Source organism: Proteus sp. CD3, assembly GCF_008808075.1.
Lineage (GTDB): Bacteria > Pseudomonadota > Gammaproteobacteria > Enterobacterales > Enterobacteriaceae > Proteus > Proteus appendicitidis.
Genome location: NZ_CP019686.1, coordinates 2,274,418 through 2,290,699, shown reverse-complemented (window position 1 = coordinate 2,290,699; position 16,282 = coordinate 2,274,418). Strand labels below are relative to the sequence as shown.

The window sequence follows — 16,282 nt, the reverse complement described above, 5'->3', positions numbered from 1 at the left end:
GATTGAACCATGACTTTAAAAGAGTTATTGACTGGTTTCGGCACCCAGGTACGAAGTATTTGGATGATTGGCTTACATGCCTTCGCCAAACGCGAAACACAGATGTACCCGGAAGAACCTGTCAATGTTGCACCACGCTATCGTGGACGAATTGTGTTGACGCGTGATCCTGATGGTGAAGAACGCTGTGTTGCTTGTAACTTGTGTGCAGCAGTCTGTCCAGTTGGCTGTATTTCATTACAGAAAGCAGAACATGAAGATGGTCGTTGGTATCCGGAGTTTTTCCGTATCAACTTTTCTCGTTGTATCTTCTGCGGTTTATGTGAAGAAGCTTGCCCAACAACGGCGTTGCAATTAACGCCTGATTTTGAAATGGGTGAGTTTAAGCGTCAGGATTTGGTTTATGAAAAAGACGATCTGTTGATTTCAGGGCCAGGCAAATATCCTGAATATAACTTTTACCGTAAAACAGGTATGGCGATTAACGGCAAAGATAAAGGTGATGCGGATGATGAAGCTAAACCTATCGATGTCAAAAGCCTGTTACCGTAAGGAGCGATATTCATGGAATTTGCATTTTACATCGCGGGGCTGATTGCCATCCTTGCAACATTGAGAGTGATCACTCATACCAATCCTGTACACGCCTTGTTGTACTTAGTGATTTCATTGATTGCGCTCTCTGTGGTTTTCTTCTCGTTAGGTGCCTATTTTGCGGGTGCATTAGAAATCATCGTTTACGCTGGCGCTATTATGGTGTTATTCGTTTTCGTGGTGATGATGCTCAACTTAGGTAAATCCGTCGTTGATCAAGAGAAAAAGTGGCTACAACCGAAGTTTTGGATAGGGCCTGCGCTTTTATCTCTGATGCTATTAGTCGTGTTAATTTACGCTATTAGTAGTGTCACTCACGGTGAAATTGCTGGAGAAGTGATTGGCGCGAAAGAGGTCGGTATTAGCTTATTTGGGCCTTATATTCTGGCTGTTGAGTTAGCATCTGTTCTCTTATTGTCTGGATTGATTGTTGCTTACCACATTGGTCGTGATAAGAGCCATGACGATCTCGTCGAAAACGAAAACGCAGGGGAGCAAAAATGATACCTCTTCAACATGGTTTGATCTTGGCTGCGGTACTGTTTGTGTTAGGTTTTACCTGCTTAGTACTTCGCCGCAACCTGTTGTTTATGTTGATCGGACTAGAAATTATGATTAATGCAGCTGCACTGGCATTTGTTGTCGGTGGTAGCTTTTGGGGTCAAACAGATGGTCAGATAATGTATATCATGGCAATCAGTTTGGCGGCGGCAGAGGCAAGTATTGGTCTGGCATTGTTGTTACAGCTTCATAGACATCGCCAAAACATCAATATTGATACAGTCAGTGAGATGCGCGGATGAATATACTCTATTTAACCATTCTGCTACCACTGCTGGGATTCTTACTGCTCGCTTTCTCGCATGGTCGTTGGTCTGAAAACGTATCAGCATGGATTGGTACAGGTTCTGTTGGTTTATCTGCCCTCGTTGCACTTTGGGCTGGTATGGATTTCTTTGCTAACGGGCAAGAAACTCAAGTTCTGACTTTATGGAACTGGATGTCAGCAGGGAATTTTAATATTCCGTTTACACTGGTTCTTGATGGTCTTTCATTAACAATGCTGGGTGTGATTACCGGTGTTGGCTTCCTTATTCATATGTATGCATCTTGGTATATGCGTGGAGAAGAAGGGTATTCTCGCTTCTTTGCTTATACCAACTTATTTATCGCAAGTATGGTTGTCTTAGTACTGGCTGATAATATGATGCTGATGTACATGGGATGGGAAGGGGTTGGTCTATGTAGTTACCTGTTAATTGGTTTCTATTATAGCAATCCTGCTAATGGCGCAGCTGCGATGAAAGCGTTTATCGTAACGCGTATCGGTGATGTGTTCTTAGCTATCGGTATGTTTATCCTGTTTGACCAATTAGGCACATTGAGTTTCCGTGAAATGGCCGTACTTGCGCCTGAGCAATTAGCAGTAGGTTCAAGTGTCATTAACTGGGCAATGTTGATGGTATTAGGCGGTGCAGTAGGTAAATCAGCACAGCTTCCATTACAAACTTGGTTAGCGGATGCGATGGCAGGTCCTACACCAGTATCTGCATTAATCCACGCCGCAACGATGGTTACGGCAGGTGTATACTTGGTTGCACGTAGTAACGCGCTATTCTTAATGGCACCTGAAGTACTTGAGTTAGTCGGTATTATTGGTGCAGTCACATTAGTGTTAGCGGGCTTTGCGGCTTTAGTACAAACCGATATCAAACGTATTCTTGCTTATTCAACCATGAGCCAAATCGGTTATATGTTCTTGGCTTTAGGCGCTCAAGCATGGGATGCGGCAATTTTCCACTTAATGACCCACGCTTTCTTTAAAGCATTACTGTTCTTATCTGCAGGCTCTGTGATTATTGCCTGCCACCACGAACAGAATATCTTTAAGATGGGCGGGTTACGTAAGAAGATCCCATTTGTTTATGCCTGTTTCCTCATTGGTGGTGGCGCATTAGCGGCATTACCACTGTTAACAGCAGGGTTCTTCAGTAAAGATGAAATCTTATGGGGTGCGTATTCAAACGGGCATTTCAATTTAATGCTTGCAGGTTTAGTTGGCGCGTTATTTACGTCACTTTATACCTTCCGTTTGATTTTCATCGTATTCCATGGTGAAACCAAAACCGAAGCACACCAAGTTAAAGGGTTTACTCATACTTTCCCATTAGCGGTATTAGCACTGTTATCAACATTTATCGGTGCGTTAATTACTCAGCCGTTAGGTGCTGTTTTCCCTGAAGGAAACGCATCGCATGAGGGTAAATATGTATTAGAAGCACTTTCTGGTGTGGTAGCGATAGTAGGCGTTGCCATTGCAGCATGGTTATACCTGAAACAGCGTCAATGTGTTTCTAAGGTTGCTAATACTCGTACAGGTCGTTTCTTCTCAACATGGTGGTTCCATGCTTGGGGATTCGATGCACTGTATGAAGTGCTGTTTGTCAAACCTTATAAAGGGGCGGCGTGGCTTATCCAAAATGATCCTGTTAACCAATTCTTTAATCTATTCGGTAGCCTGCTTAAAGGAACCAATAAAGGATTAAGTTTCAGTGAGAATGGATTAGCACGTTGGTATGCGGCTTCTCTCGGTTTAGGTGCAGTGCTGGTCATCGCTCTGCTGCTTCTGGTTTAATTAAGGGACACATTGCGCCATGTTATTACCCTGGCTAATACTTATTCCCTTCATCGGTGGCCTGCTAAGTTGGCAGGCTGAACGAATCGGCTCGCAAGTCCCTCGCTGGGTTGCGTTGCTGACGATGGGATTAACACTCGTTATTTCTGTGCAACTTTGGTTGCAAGGCGATTATCAACTACTTAGTGCTGATGGAGCACCACGTTGGACAGAGTATTACTTTGTGCCGTGGATCCCTGCTTTAGGGATTAATATCCAATTTGCACTTGATGGTATGTCATTGCTGATGACTGTACTAACTGCGATTTTAGGTATCTTAGCGGTACTTTCATCGTGGAATGAAAATCAGCCATCACAAGGTGCTTTCCATTTTAACCTGCTGTGGATCTTAGCCGGTGTGATGGGGGTATTTTTAGCGACTGACCTGTTTTTATTCTTCTTCTTCTGGGAAATGATGTTGATCCCAATGTATTTCCTGATTTCTTTATGGGGACACAAAGGAAGTAGCGATAAAAAACACGTTAGTGCAGCAACAAAATTCTTTATCTATACACAGGCAAGTGGTCTGTTAATGTTGCTGGCCATTATCGGTCTTGCGGTTGCTTTCTACCGTGAAACGGGTATTTGGACGTTTAATTACGATACCTTACTACAAGCACATACGGTATTAGGCTCTGAACTGCAATTTATTCTGATGTTAGGTTTCTTCGCAGCATTTGCGGTGAAAATGCCTATCGTACCTGTTCATGGCTGGTTAGCGGATGCTCACGCAGAAGCACCAACAGCAGGCTCTGTTGACTTATCAGGTATTTTGCTAAAAACAGCGGCTTACGGTCTATTACGTTTTAACTTACCACTCTTTCCTGAAGCGTCAGCGTTGCTGGCACCTGTGGCGATGTGGTTAGGTTTAATTACCGTATTCTATGCAGCGCTGTTAGCCTTCCGTCAGACAGATATCAAACGTCTCGCGGCTTACAGTAGTATTTCTCACATGGGCTTTATCGTGATTGCGATTTATGCCGGCTCTGTATTGGCTTACCAAGGTGCGATTATTCAAATGATCACCAATGGTTTGTCAGCAGCAGGTCTGTTTATCATGTGTGGCATGCTGTATGAGCGTTTAGGTACGCGTGATATGAACCAAATGGGTGGATTGTGGAAAAGCATCCGTTTCTTACCAGCGTTTTCACTGTTCTTTGCGGTTGCCTCTTTAGGTATGCCAGGAACAGGTAACTTCGTTGGTGAGTTTATGATCCTGTTTGGTACTTATGGTCACTTTAAGCTGATCACTATTATTTCGGTCTTTGGTTTAGTCTTTGCTTCTGTCTATGCACTGTGGATGATGCAACAGGCTTACTATGGTTCACCGAAAACAGCTGAAAGAACCTATAAAGGGTTAGATCTGAGAGAATTCTTTATCCTGATCACATTGGTTGTTTTACTGGTTATTTTGGGCTTCTTCCCACAACCTGTATTAGACACATCAATATCAGCGATGGAAAATCTCCAGACTTGGTATTCCGCTTCTATTTCAACAGTAAGGCCGTAATTCGCCATGACAATAACTTCTGAACAATTGATTGCAATGCTACCGCTATTGATCGTCGGATTGACGGTGGTGGTTGTGATGCTGTCCATTGCGTGGCGACGCGATCATTTTACTATTGCCACTTTGACAGCAACAGGTTTCATCATTGCGCTAGGTTCGCTCTATTACGTTAATGCATTAGGTGTAGTAGACGTAACCACGCTTTACCACGTTGATGGATACTCAAGCTTCTTTACTGCACTAGTGATCCTTTCTGGTATTGGCACTATTGCTTTTGCTTATCCTTGGTTAGAAGGCTATCAAGATAACAAAGAAGAGTTTTACTTGCTGATTGCGATTGCAGTGATGGGAGGGATTTTACTCTCTTCAGCTCACCACTTCGCATCGATGTTTATTGGTATTGAATTACTGACATTACCGCTGTTTGGTCTTATCGGTTACGCATTCCAACAACGTCCATCACTGGAAGCCGGCATCAAATATATGCTGCTTTCTGCGGCAGCTTCTTCTTTCTTACTCTTTGGTATGGCACTTCTCTATGCAGAAGCAGGGAACCTCTCCTTCACTGCAATGGGACAAAGTTTGAGTGATAGCAATATCCATAAACCATTAGTGCTCGCAGGTTTAGGTATGATGCTAGTGGGAATTGGGTTTAAATTATCTTTATTCCCATTCCAATTATGGACTCCTGATGTTTACCAAGGTGCGCCAGCACCAACGGGCGCGTTCTTAGCGACGGCAAGTAAGATTGGTATTTTTGCTGTTGTTATGCGTTTATTCCTTGAAGCGCCAGCTGCGGATAGTGAAACCTTACGAATGATCTTAGGTTTCATGGCAATTGCCTCTATCTTGTTTGGTAACATCATGGCGTTAACGCAAAAGAGCGTAAAACGCTTATTGGGTTACTCTTCAGTGTCGCACCTCGGTTATCTACTCGTGGCATTAATTGTGCTGCAATACAGCCCTGTATTAGCACAAGAAACCGCTGAAATTTATTTAGCTGGCTACTTGTTTGCAAGTCTCGGGGCGTTTGGTGCTATTGCAGTAGCTTCAAGCCCTTATCGTGAAAGCGAAATGGACTCACTGGAAGATTACCGCGGATTATTCTGGCGTCGTCCTGTTGTGGCTGTGGTGATGTCACTGATGATGTTATCGCTGGCAGGTGTACCAATTACATTAGGTTTCATTGGTAAACTGTATGTCATCATTGCGGGCATTAGCTCAAGCTTATGGTGGTTAACAGGTATGGTTGTGTTAGGTAGTGCGATTGGCTTATTCTACTACCTACGTGCTGCGGCTATTGTCTTTTTACGCAAACCAGACAATGACAACACTCCTGCGATTTCTACAACATCACAAAATATGGCAACATTTGTTGCGTTAATCTGTGCAGTTGTTGTGATTGCCTTAGGTGTATGGCCACAACCACTTATTGAATTAACGAATTTTGCGATTATTGCACCTGCAATCAACTAATCGTAATAACGTGTTGTAATAACGTATAGTTAAATAATAAAACGGCTCTTTTATAGAGCCGTTTTTTAATGATTATTGATAAATATTTATTTTGTCTGCGCTCTCATAATATAAAGAGAAATCATCTAAAAATGAGAAGATAGGAATAATAATCTCTTCGTTTAATAAGATGTTATTTTCTAATATTGATATTTTTAAGGCTATTTCTCGCCAACTTTCAGATAGAAATGTTAACTGTTTAATCAATATATGAAGAAAGTAATCAATATCCATAATATTATAATGATGTTTCATATTTAATAATATTTTTTGCTGCTTAGCTTTTAATTGATGAAGGCTTTTTATTTGTGATAAATAAAGCGAAGTAAGTTGATGCCGAGTTTCAACAACTTTACTATAAGAAAAACCAGAATCTAATGTGGAAAATAAATTACTCAGTATTTTTACTAATGAAGATAAAACGTTTTTTTCTTGTGTTTCAATATTAAGTTCTTCAATTTGTTGTTGTTGAGGAAGTTTGTTTTTGAAAAGATCGAAAAAATTTCTTTTATGTAAGATATCTTCACTATCACGAATGATATCTAACTCATTTTTTGTTTTTTCTGATGTACTTTCTAAGATAATAATCTCTTCTGAACATATTTTAACATCATTTTCTTTATCATAGATAAAAGGTATTACTTTATTTGTGAGGAATTTATTTTTTAATTTATTGATTTCAATTGAAAGTGAATGAGTGTGTTCATTTATCATTTTCTCTATTTCATCTATTTCATTTGAAAATATACTGATTATTTCTTTTCTTTTTTTTTCTAATTTGTTTTTTATTTCATCATCAAGATTTCCTGTTTTTATCTCATTGTCAATTTCATTTATTGTTTTAAAAATATCATTAAATAAACTTTGCCTTAATCTGCTTTTTAAACTAAGTGAAAAATAAATAATACGTTCAATATTTTTATTATTTGTTTCTAATAGATTATTAACTTCTTCCTCAAGTGTACTATCTAGATAACATTTACTATTACTTAAAGAGAGAATATTTCTGTGCGCATGAAATAATTGATTATGTTTAAAACATTCGTCTAAATTGACGGGTTTTTCATTATGACTCATAACAATATCCTTTTGTTAATCTTTAGATGAATAAAATGTAGAAAGAGCATCATCAAAAGAGAGTAAGATCTCCTTTGAGTAACCAATGACCATATACCAAGGCGCGATAATTTTTTCTAGGTAAATACTAAATTTAATCAGCTCTAATGCACTGTTAATTTTATTAAAATGGATTATTGATGTTTCTATTTCTGTTAATATAGCTTGCCAAACATATTCAATATGTTCTAACGCCATATTTGCATCTTCGATAAATAGTTCTATTTCAGATAATTCAATATAAAGTGTATTTAAATGTAAGGATAAATTGGCATAAATATCAATGTCAATATTGATTTTTTTTACTTTTTCAACCAGTTCATTTTTCTTTTTACGTATAGATTCGGCTTTGGAGCCGAATATTCCTCCAGTGATAATAACACCAATAATACCTATTGCTAGCCCTGTAAATGCAAGACCAACATAGTGTTTATATTCATCTTTGAGCATTTCTATTTCTTCAACGAGTAAATCTCGTTCTTCAATAAGTGAACGACTATTATCTGTATAAAACTCATTAATAAATCTTTTCTTGTTAAGAATGTCGTGATAAATAGAATGATGATTGACATTCTGGCTATCTTTGCCTCCCATTATTTTACTTCTAAAGGTAGATAAGCTGTCTTTTATTTTTATGGTCTTATCACGTTCATTTTCAATATCCTCTTTCATACTTTCTAATATATGAATTAATTGTGTTGAAACTTCTTTATCTTGAGATGTGTATCGAATATTTTTTAACTCTTGTTCAGAAATATCATTAATAATAGTAGATATTTTTGCTAATAAAGGCATTTGACTAATAAATAAAATGACATTTTCACCTGTAGAAGTGATTTCTCTACCCATTATTTCTAAATCAATTGCTTGTTGCTTTATTGCATATTCAATTTGATTCCATTCAAATGCATGCTCCCGTATTTGAATGAACAGAGATAAAATATTATCAGGAGAGAGTTGTGATTCATTTATTTTACTGTAATGAATAAATTTGATGACATCATCTATTTTGTAAGGAAGAGAAAGTGCTTTATTAACATAAGACTTTATTTTTATTAAATCATGAGATGTCACAATACCAGGCAGTCGTCCATCTTCAATATCTATACCTAATATTAACCCCAAAGCTACCTTAGGAATATCAGACGTCTCAATAATTTTATCGACGTGTTCAAAGGTGGTTGTATCCATATAACCTCACTTATGTATGAAAATTTTTATCTTTACCACTTTATCTAATGAAGATTTGTTGGTTATTTCAGAAGTGCGAGTTAATGCTTCTACTTTGTAACATGAAAAATACAAAACTTTGATAAATGACAAAGGTTATAATTAATCAGCCCTTTGATAATTCGTATAGAGACGTATAATCTCCCTTTTAATTAGTTGTGGGTATTTGGAGTGGAAAAGGTTAATCCTGTGTTTTCGACACTGTACGAAAAAGTTAAAAATATAAATCTGACAGCACAAGGTAATCTTTTACATTTGAAAGTCACCTTGCCGGCAGAGGTTTCATTTTCATTGCTCTCATGGCTTGCTGCGCAGTCGTATTATCCTCAATTTTATTGGCAGCATCGCGATGAGCATGAAGAAGTGGCTGCCTGTGGACAATTACGCTGTTTCAATCATATTGAAGATGCACACCAATTTTTAGCTGTGCATCAATCGGATCTCTGTATTGATGATGTCCGTATTTGGGGCTTGAATGCGTGGGATACCATTATTCCGGGTCGTATTGATGAAGTAAAAGGTGATGATGCCTACCTTTTTTTGCCTCGCATTGAAATTAGACGCCACCAGCAACAGCTTTCTGTTCATCTCAATATGTTGGATGAAGGTGATAAGCAAAATACATTAGATTTTCTGCAAACATTAAATCAAGCCGTAGAAATTGAACCACTGTCTGTTTCTGTGACGCATGTTAATCACTCTTTAACGCAAGAGCAGTGGACTCACTATCTCAATATTGCTTTAGATGAGATTAGCCAAGGCTTATTTGAAAAAGTTGTCCCCGCAAGGGCAACTTGCTTGACGATGGATAATCCGTTAAAAGCGATTCAATTTATGAAAGCAAGTCGTGATGTTAATCATCACTGCTATCATTATATGCTGGCTTTTTCGCCTTCTGATGCATTTATGGGATCAACCCCAGAACGATTATATAAGCGTGATGAGTTGATGCTGCATACCGAAGCGTTAGCAGGAACGGCAGCCAGCTCTGACAATGAACAACAAGCGACAGAATTTGCAGATTGGCTGATGAATGACAAAAAAAATCAGCATGAAAATCTGGTGGTCGTCGATGATATTTGTCAACGATTACAGGGTGGTGTAGAAGGTATCGATGTTTCACCCGCAGATGTTATTCGGTTGCGTAAAGTGCAGCATCTTCGTCGCTATATACATGGCAAATTAATTCATTCTAATGATATTGACTGCTTAAAACGACTTCAACCTACTGCTGCCGTATGTGGTTTACCTCGTAGCATTGCTCGTGCTTTTATTCGTCAACATGAACCTTTTGAACGCCGTTGGTATGCGGGTTCAGCAGGATATTTAGGATTACCACACACAGAGTTTGCAGTCAGTCTACGGTGTGGCGAGCTGCATGATGATACTCTGACACTTTATGCAGGTGCCGGTGTTGTTGCAGGTTCAGATCCTCTACAAGAATGGACCGAAATTGAGAATAAAGCCGCAGGTCTACGCACATTGTTGGAAAAAGAGAGTTAATTACTTACAGATAGTCTCAAATTTATTAAATAGCATTATTAAAACCATCATAATTTGATGGTTTTATTTTAAGTGCATTTTTAGTGCTACTTTTCAATTAACTATTACGATTTGTTAACTAATTGATGCTATTCTTTAAGCCACTTGTGCTATTTATTCTTATTCTTAACGATAAAAAGAATTCATTGAAAATAGAGTGGATGATTAGCCTAAATAATGCACTCTTTGAGTGTTTCTTTAACGATTTATTTAACGAAAACGACTGTTCATTGAACTAGGCTAAAGAAAAGTATTTAGGAACAGATATTATAATAGCAATTGCAGGTTTTCGTTGTTGGGATGATCAATGTCTAATAGTTCGTTTAATCGCCAATGGGCTAAAGTTATACTCGAAACTTTGACTCGTCATGGTTTACGCCATATCTGTATTGCACCCGGATCTCGTTCGACACCTTTAACACTTGCCGCAGCCGCAAATCATAAATTAACCTGTCATACGCATTTTGATGAGCGTGGATTGGGGCATTTAGCATTAGGGCTTGCAAAAGCATCGAAAGAACCGGTTGCTGTTATTGTGACATCGGGTACTGCGGTCGCTAACCTATATCCCGCTTTAATTGAAGCAGGATTAACGGGTGAACGAGTGATCTTTTTAACCGCAGATAGACCGCCTGAATTAATTGATTGTGGCGCGAATCAAGCAATTCGCCAGCAAGGTATTTTTGCAACTCATCCTTCACAAACACTCTCTTTACCACGACCGACAACTGATATTCCCGCAAATTGGTTAGTTTCTACACTTGATAATGCGATGAACACATTGGTTCATGGCGCATTACACGTCAATTGTCCTTTTGCTGAGCCGTTATATGGTGATGATATTGAAACATCCACGCCGTGGACTGAGGCATTAGGTCATTGGTGGCAAAGTGATAAGCCGTGGTTACAAGGATCTCTTTTTACCGCTGTATCAACGCATCCTCAATGGGATGTTATACGCCAGAAAAAAGGGGTCGTTATTGCAGGGCGTATTAGCCCAGAAGAGGGGATTGAAGTTGCAAAATGGGCTGCGCAATTAGGTTGGCCTTTATTGGGTGATGTATTATCTCAAACAGGGCAGCCACTACCTTGTGCCGATTTATGGTTGAATAATCCACAGATAAAATCAGAATTAAATAAGGCTGAAATCGTTGTTCAATTTGGCTCTAGTTTAACCGGAAAACGCTTATTACAATGGCAAGTAGGATGCTCTCCCAAAACGTATTGGATTATTGATCCAATTCCGGGGCGCTTAGATCCGGGTCATCATCAAGGTGAGAAATTTACATTATCACCAATGCAGTGGTTAACAGCACATTCTGCGGTCGATAATTTACCGTGGGCTAATGCATTAACTCATATCGCTAAACAGACCTATCAGAAAGTCAGTGAAATAACCGATTATTTTGGTGAAGCACAGGTTGCGCACCAATTAGATAAATTACTTCCTAATGATGGACAATTATTTGTTGGTAATAGTCTGATAGTACGATTAATCGATGCATTTGCTCAGTTACCACAAGGTTATCCTGTGATGAGTAATCGAGGCGCAAGTGGTATTGATGGTTTAATTTCAACATCTGCGGGTGTTCATCGTGCAACAGAAAAGCCCACATTAACAATATTGGGTGATTTATCTGCACTGTATGATTTAAATAGTTTAGCGTTACATCAACAAGTTTATGCGCCTAATGTTATTATCGTAGTGAATAATAACGGTGGGCAAATATTTTCAATGCTACCAACGCCAGAGGCAGAGCGAGAACGCTTTTACTGTATGCCTCATTCACTAAATTTCAAACATGCAGCCGCAATGTTTGGTTTGCATTATGTATCACCAACAAGTTGGGATGCACTGTTAACGACTGTTCAGAAATGCTGGGCAGGGGCGCCAACAACGACATTAATTGAATTAATTGTTGATGATACTGATGGTGCAAAAACATTAAATCAGCTGGTAAAACAGGTAACATCTCATGACTTTAGCATGTCAACGATATAATACCCATAATGAAGGGCCTTGGTTAGTTTGGTTGCATGGGCTATTAGGTGAGGGTTGTGAATGGGAACCTGTCATTCAGGCTTGCCATGAATATCCATCACTGGTGATTGATTTGCCTCGTCATGGTGGTTCTGCTTCTATCAGCGCGAAAAATTTTGTTGAAGTGAGTACCTTGCTGACAGAGACACTTAAAGAGCAAGGTATTGACCACTATTGGTTAATTGGTTATTCGTTAGGTGGCAGAATTTCGATGTATCATGCGTGTTTTGGTGATACTACGGGATTAATGGGGTTGATTGTAGAAGGTGGAAATCCGGGTTTATATGATGCAACGGAAAGACAAAGTCGCATTGCACATGATAAACACTGGGCTGAGCGTTTTCGTAATGAGCCTATCCGTGACGTATTGACACAATGGTATCAGCAACCCGTATTTGCCGATTTAAGTGATGAGAAACGCCAATTCCTCGTTGAAAAACGTTGTCGTAATGCTGGTTTTTGTATTGCAGAAAGTTTAGAAACGCTTTCTTTAGGCAATCAGCCTTGGCTTGTCACAGAGTTACAGCAACTCACATTACCGTTTATTTGGCTTTGTGGTGAGAAAGATAATAAATTTCAATCTATTGCGCAGCAATATTCGCTGCCATTAACGACTATCCCGCACGCTGGACATAATGCCCATCAGGCACAGCCTGTTGCTTATGCGGCGGTGATAAATCATGTTTTATCCCTCTTTGGTTAAAGGAACCTAATTATGCTTTACCCGAGCGAAGAAAAATTATATGCACCGATTGAATGGCAGGATTGTTCGGAAGGTTTTGAAGATATCCTCTATCATAAATCAGTCGATGGCATTGCAAAAATTACGATTAACCGCCCGCAAGTACGTAATGCTTTCCGTCCTTTGACAGTGAAAGAGATGATCCAAGCGTTAGCGGATGCTCGTTATGATGATGCAATTGGCACAATCATTTTAACAGGTGCCGGTGAAAAAGCATTCTGTGCAGGTGGTGACCAAAAAATTCGTGGTGACTACGGCGGATATCGTGATGATAGCGGTACACATCACCTAAATGTGCTGGATTTCCAACGCCAAATCCGTACGTGTCCAAAACCTGTTGTCGCAATGGTTGCAGGTTATTCTATCGGTGGTGGTCATGTGCTTCATATGATGTGTGACTTAACCATTGCTGCTGAAAACGCGATTTTTGGTCAAACAGGCCCTAAAGTTGGCTCTTTCGATGGTGGCTGGGGTGCTTCTTATATGGCACGTATTGTCGGTCAAAAGAAAGCGCGCGAAATCTGGTTCTTATGCCGTCAATATGATGCAAAAGAAGCCTTAGAAATGGGCTTGGTTAATACCGTTGTTCCTTATGCTTCTCTTGAAAAAGAAACGGTACGTTGGTGTCGTGAAATGCTGGAAAACAGCCCAATGGCATTACGTTGCTTAAAAGCTGCATTAAATGCAGATTGCGATGGTCAAGCTGGTCTTCAAGAATTAGCGGGTAATGCAACTATGCTGTTCTATATGACTGATGAAGGTCAAGAAGGCCGCAACGCCTTTAACGAAAAACGTCAACCTGATTTCTCTCGATTTAAACGTAACCCATAATGCGAAACGCCAAACTCTATTCATTCAGCCTACCTGTAGATGCAGGCGTTGTTCTGCGCTATCAAAGGCTAAAAACGCGTGATGGTTTTCTGGTCTGTTTAGAGCAAAATGGCAAACAAGGATGGGGTGAAATTTCACCTCTTCCTGAGTTTAGCCGTGAAACTTTAGAACAAGCCCAAGAAGCTGCACAATCTTGGTTAACCGCTTGGTGTGCGGGTGAAAACCCGGTTTATAGTGAACTACCCAGTGTTGCTTTTGGTATTAGCTGTGCATTAGCAGAGCTTGAAGGCACATTGCCACAAGACGCGAATTATCGTGCCGCACCTTTATGTAATGGCGATCCTGATGATTTGATTTTAAGCCTTAATGATATGGAAGGTGAAAAAGTCGCTAAAATCAAAGTGGGTTTATATGAAGCTGTGCGTGACGGAATAGTGGTTAATCTGTTATTAGAAGCGATCCCAGACTTAAAATTAAGATTGGATGCGAACAGAAGTTGGACGCCAGCAAAAGCCGAAGGATTTGCGAAATACGTAAACCCTGCATGGCGAGATCGCATTGCATTCTTAGAAGAGCCATGTAAAACACCTGAAGAATCACTCGCTTTTTCACAAGCAACAGGAATTAACATTGCTTGGGATGAAACGGTGCGCGATGAAGGTTTTGAAATCAAACCTCAAGCTGGTGTAACAACAATTGTTATCAAACCTACATTGGTGGGAAGCCTTGAACGCTGTCAATCTTTTGTTGAACAAGCTCATGCTTTAGGGCTAGACGCCATTATCAGTTCAAGTATTGAAAGCAGCTTTGGGCTGACTCAATTGGCAAGAATTGCGCAGTGGCTAACACCGAATACTATTCCGGGATTGGATACCGTTGATTTAATTAAACAACAACTTATTCGTCCTTGGCCAAACGTGGATATTCCACTTATCTCTCTTGAACAACTAGAGACAGTATGGCAACAGTAGTTCCATTTAAACAATGGCCGTGGCATCACTGGGCGCAATTCTACCCAAATGAAACGGCCATCATTTCAGGTATTTCACCTATTACATGGCAGCAACTCAGTTGTCATATTAATCACTTAGCTAACAATTTTGCTAAACAAGGTGTTGATACGCAAAGCACTGTGCTATTGCGTGGAAAAAATAACCTCAATCTTGTTTTTACATTACTCGCTGTTTTTCAATGTGGAGCTAAGGTTTTACCTTTAAATCCACAACTTCCAAAGTCTTTACTTGATGATTTATTACCTCATTTAAATATTGATTTTTATGCTGATCTGAGTGAATCAACCCTCGATCTGGATGCGACTTTGCTTGATCTTAATGGCGTTGAGTTTGATAACGCACCACGTCAACATAAAAATGAAACAGAAGCTGTACAGTGGGAGCCATCTCGCATGGCAACGCTTATTTTGACATCGGGTTCATCGGGTTTACCTAAAGCGGCTGTTCATACTTTTGATGCACATCTTTGCAGTGCGGAAGGTGTTTTATCATTAATGCCCTTTGAAAAAGGCGATAGCTGGTTACTCTCTTTACCTTTGTTTCATGTCTCAGGACAAGGTGTTTTTTGGCGTTGGTTGTTACGAGGTGCAACGCTGGTGGTGCGTGAAATGCATCCTTTTGTCGATGCATTACAAGGTTGTACTCATGCCTCTTTAGTACCGACTCAGCTTTGGCGTTTCTTACAAAATAAAGCGCAACAAGATAAGCAGCACTCGTTCAGCTTAAAATCTGTTCTATTAGGTGGCGCGATGATCCCCATTGAATTAACGCAAGAAGCAGAACATTGGGGCGTTCAATGCTGGTGTGGTTATGGTATGACCGAAATGGCATCCACAGTTTGCGCCAAACGCGCAGACGGTAAAGCGGGAGTAGGGCTACCATTAAAAGGCAAAAGTGTAAGAACACTCGATGATGAAATCCAGATTAAATCAGACAGTATTGCTTTAGGTTATTGGTTTGATGGTAAATTAAAACCGTTATCACTCACTGCGGATGGCTGGTATTCAACACGAGATAAAGGGGGTTTTATCGCGGATGAATGGTGTGTTTTAGGTCGTTTAGACAATCTCTTTTTCAGTGCTGGCGAAGGTATTCAACCAGAAGATATTGAGAAAATACTTAATACACATCCAAGTGTAAGCCAGTCTTTTATTGTTCCTATTGATGATACTGAATTTGGGCAACGTCCAGTCGCAGTTGTTGATGCAGAAATTGAAATAATCAATCAATTACCACAATGGTATCACTCTCGATTAGCGGGATTTCAACGACCCGTTGCTTGCCTGCAACTCCCTGAAAGCCTTAAAAATGGCGGAATTAAAATTTCCCGTAAACAAGTGCAAGAGTGGGTGAAAGGGCAAATGGCTCTTAAGAAGATATAATTGTTATTTATTAATACTAAAGGCGAAGTCTTTAATTTATATAGTTAAATATCCTTTAATATAAAAATATGCCCCTAGCTTTTAACTAGGGG

Annotated in this window: 14 protein-coding genes; 12 read left to right on the top strand and 2 right to left on the bottom strand. The window is 39.7% G+C overall.

Annotation, left to right across the window (positions count from 1 at the left end; translation table 11 throughout):
• Nucleotides 1–9: 9 nt before the first annotated feature.
• From nuoI to nuoN, 6 genes are read left to right on the top strand one after another with little or no spacing between them, the layout of a single operon-like run.
• Entirely contained in the window at nucleotides 10–552 is a 543-nt protein-coding gene (nuoI, locus tag BTA34_RS10445) for an NADH-quinone oxidoreductase subunit NuoI (RefSeq protein ID WP_006533299.1), read from the top strand.
• Between the two features lie 12 nt (nucleotides 553–564).
• Nucleotides 565–1,098: an NADH-quinone oxidoreductase subunit J gene (gene nuoJ / locus BTA34_RS10440; RefSeq protein WP_100158482.1), complete on the top strand. Its 534-nt coding sequence runs from the start codon at nucleotides 565–567 to the stop codon at nucleotides 1,096–1,098.
• The gene (gene nuoK, locus BTA34_RS10435; RefSeq protein WP_099073810.1) at nucleotides 1,095–1,397 is read left to right on the top strand and encodes an NADH-quinone oxidoreductase subunit NuoK; all 303 of its coding nucleotides are present in this window, start codon (nucleotides 1,095–1,097) and stop codon (nucleotides 1,395–1,397) included. Before nuoJ ends, nuoK begins: the two co-directional genes overlap by 4 nt.
• Complete coding sequence (nuoL, locus tag BTA34_RS10430; RefSeq protein ID WP_151435570.1) at nucleotides 1,394–3,229, top strand: NADH-quinone oxidoreductase subunit L; 1,836 nt, start codon at nucleotides 1,394–1,396, stop codon at nucleotides 3,227–3,229. The genes nuoK and nuoL overlap by 4 nt, the downstream gene beginning before the upstream one ends.
• A gap of 19 nt (nucleotides 3,230–3,248) precedes the next feature.
• A complete protein-coding gene (gene nuoM / locus BTA34_RS10425; protein WP_100158484.1) occupies nucleotides 3,249–4,778 on the top strand; it encodes an NADH-quinone oxidoreductase subunit M in 1,530 nt (509 codons plus the stop codon).
• A gap of 6 nt (nucleotides 4,779–4,784) precedes the next feature.
• On the top strand, nucleotides 4,785–6,254 hold the full coding sequence (gene nuoN / locus BTA34_RS10420) for an NADH-quinone oxidoreductase subunit NuoN (RefSeq protein WP_151435569.1): 1,470 nt from the start codon (nucleotides 4,785–4,787) through the stop codon (nucleotides 6,252–6,254).
• A 72-nt stretch (nucleotides 6,255–6,326) separates the two neighbouring features.
• Here nuoN and BTA34_RS10415 read toward each other — a convergent pair whose 3' ends face one another.
• Together BTA34_RS10415 and BTA34_RS10410 are read right to left on the bottom strand one after the other, a co-directional pair.
• Nucleotides 6,327–7,370, bottom strand: a complete 1,044-nt coding sequence (locus BTA34_RS10415; RefSeq protein WP_151435568.1) for an alpha-xenorhabdolysin family binary toxin subunit B — start codon at nucleotides 7,368–7,370, stop codon at nucleotides 6,327–6,329.
• A 15-nt stretch (nucleotides 7,371–7,385) separates the two neighbouring features.
• Complete coding sequence (locus tag BTA34_RS10410) at nucleotides 7,386–8,600, bottom strand: alpha-xenorhabdolysin family binary toxin subunit A (RefSeq protein ID WP_151435567.1); 1,215 nt, start codon at nucleotides 8,598–8,600, stop codon at nucleotides 7,386–7,388.
• Nucleotides 8,601–8,810: 210 nt separating this feature from the next.
• On the opposite strand from BTA34_RS10410, the gene BTA34_RS10405 reads away from it, so the two are divergent.
• From BTA34_RS10405 to menE, 6 genes are all read left to right on the top strand, one after another.
• Complete coding sequence (locus tag BTA34_RS10405) at nucleotides 8,811–10,142, top strand: isochorismate synthase (RefSeq protein WP_151435566.1); 1,332 nt, start codon at nucleotides 8,811–8,813, stop codon at nucleotides 10,140–10,142.
• A 346-nt stretch (nucleotides 10,143–10,488) separates the two neighbouring features.
• Nucleotides 10,489–12,183, top strand: a complete 1,695-nt coding sequence (gene menD, locus BTA34_RS10400; protein ID WP_151435565.1) for a 2-succinyl-5-enolpyruvyl-6-hydroxy-3-cyclohexene-1-carboxylic-acid synthase — start codon at nucleotides 10,489–10,491, stop codon at nucleotides 12,181–12,183.
• The gene (gene menH / locus BTA34_RS10395) at nucleotides 12,158–12,925 is read left to right on the top strand and encodes a 2-succinyl-6-hydroxy-2,4-cyclohexadiene-1-carboxylate synthase (RefSeq protein WP_151435564.1); all 768 of its coding nucleotides are present in this window, start codon (nucleotides 12,158–12,160) and stop codon (nucleotides 12,923–12,925) included. Before menD ends, menH begins: the two co-directional genes overlap by 26 nt.
• A 12-nt stretch (nucleotides 12,926–12,937) precedes the next feature.
• Nucleotides 12,938–13,795: a 1,4-dihydroxy-2-naphthoyl-CoA synthase gene (menB, locus tag BTA34_RS10390; RefSeq protein WP_151435563.1), complete on the top strand. Its 858-nt coding sequence runs from the start codon at nucleotides 12,938–12,940 to the stop codon at nucleotides 13,793–13,795.
• Nucleotides 13,795–14,766 carry an o-succinylbenzoate synthase gene (gene menC / locus BTA34_RS10385; RefSeq protein ID WP_151435562.1) on the top strand — a complete coding sequence of 324 codons (972 nt, stop codon included), beginning with the start codon at nucleotides 13,795–13,797 and terminating at the stop codon, nucleotides 14,764–14,766. The genes menB and menC overlap by 1 nt, the downstream gene beginning before the upstream one ends.
• Entirely contained in the window at nucleotides 14,754–16,190 is a 1,437-nt protein-coding gene (gene menE / locus BTA34_RS10380) for an o-succinylbenzoate--CoA ligase (RefSeq protein ID WP_151435561.1), read from the top strand. Before menC ends, menE begins: the two co-directional genes overlap by 13 nt.
• Nucleotides 16,191–16,282 lie beyond the last annotated feature (92 nt).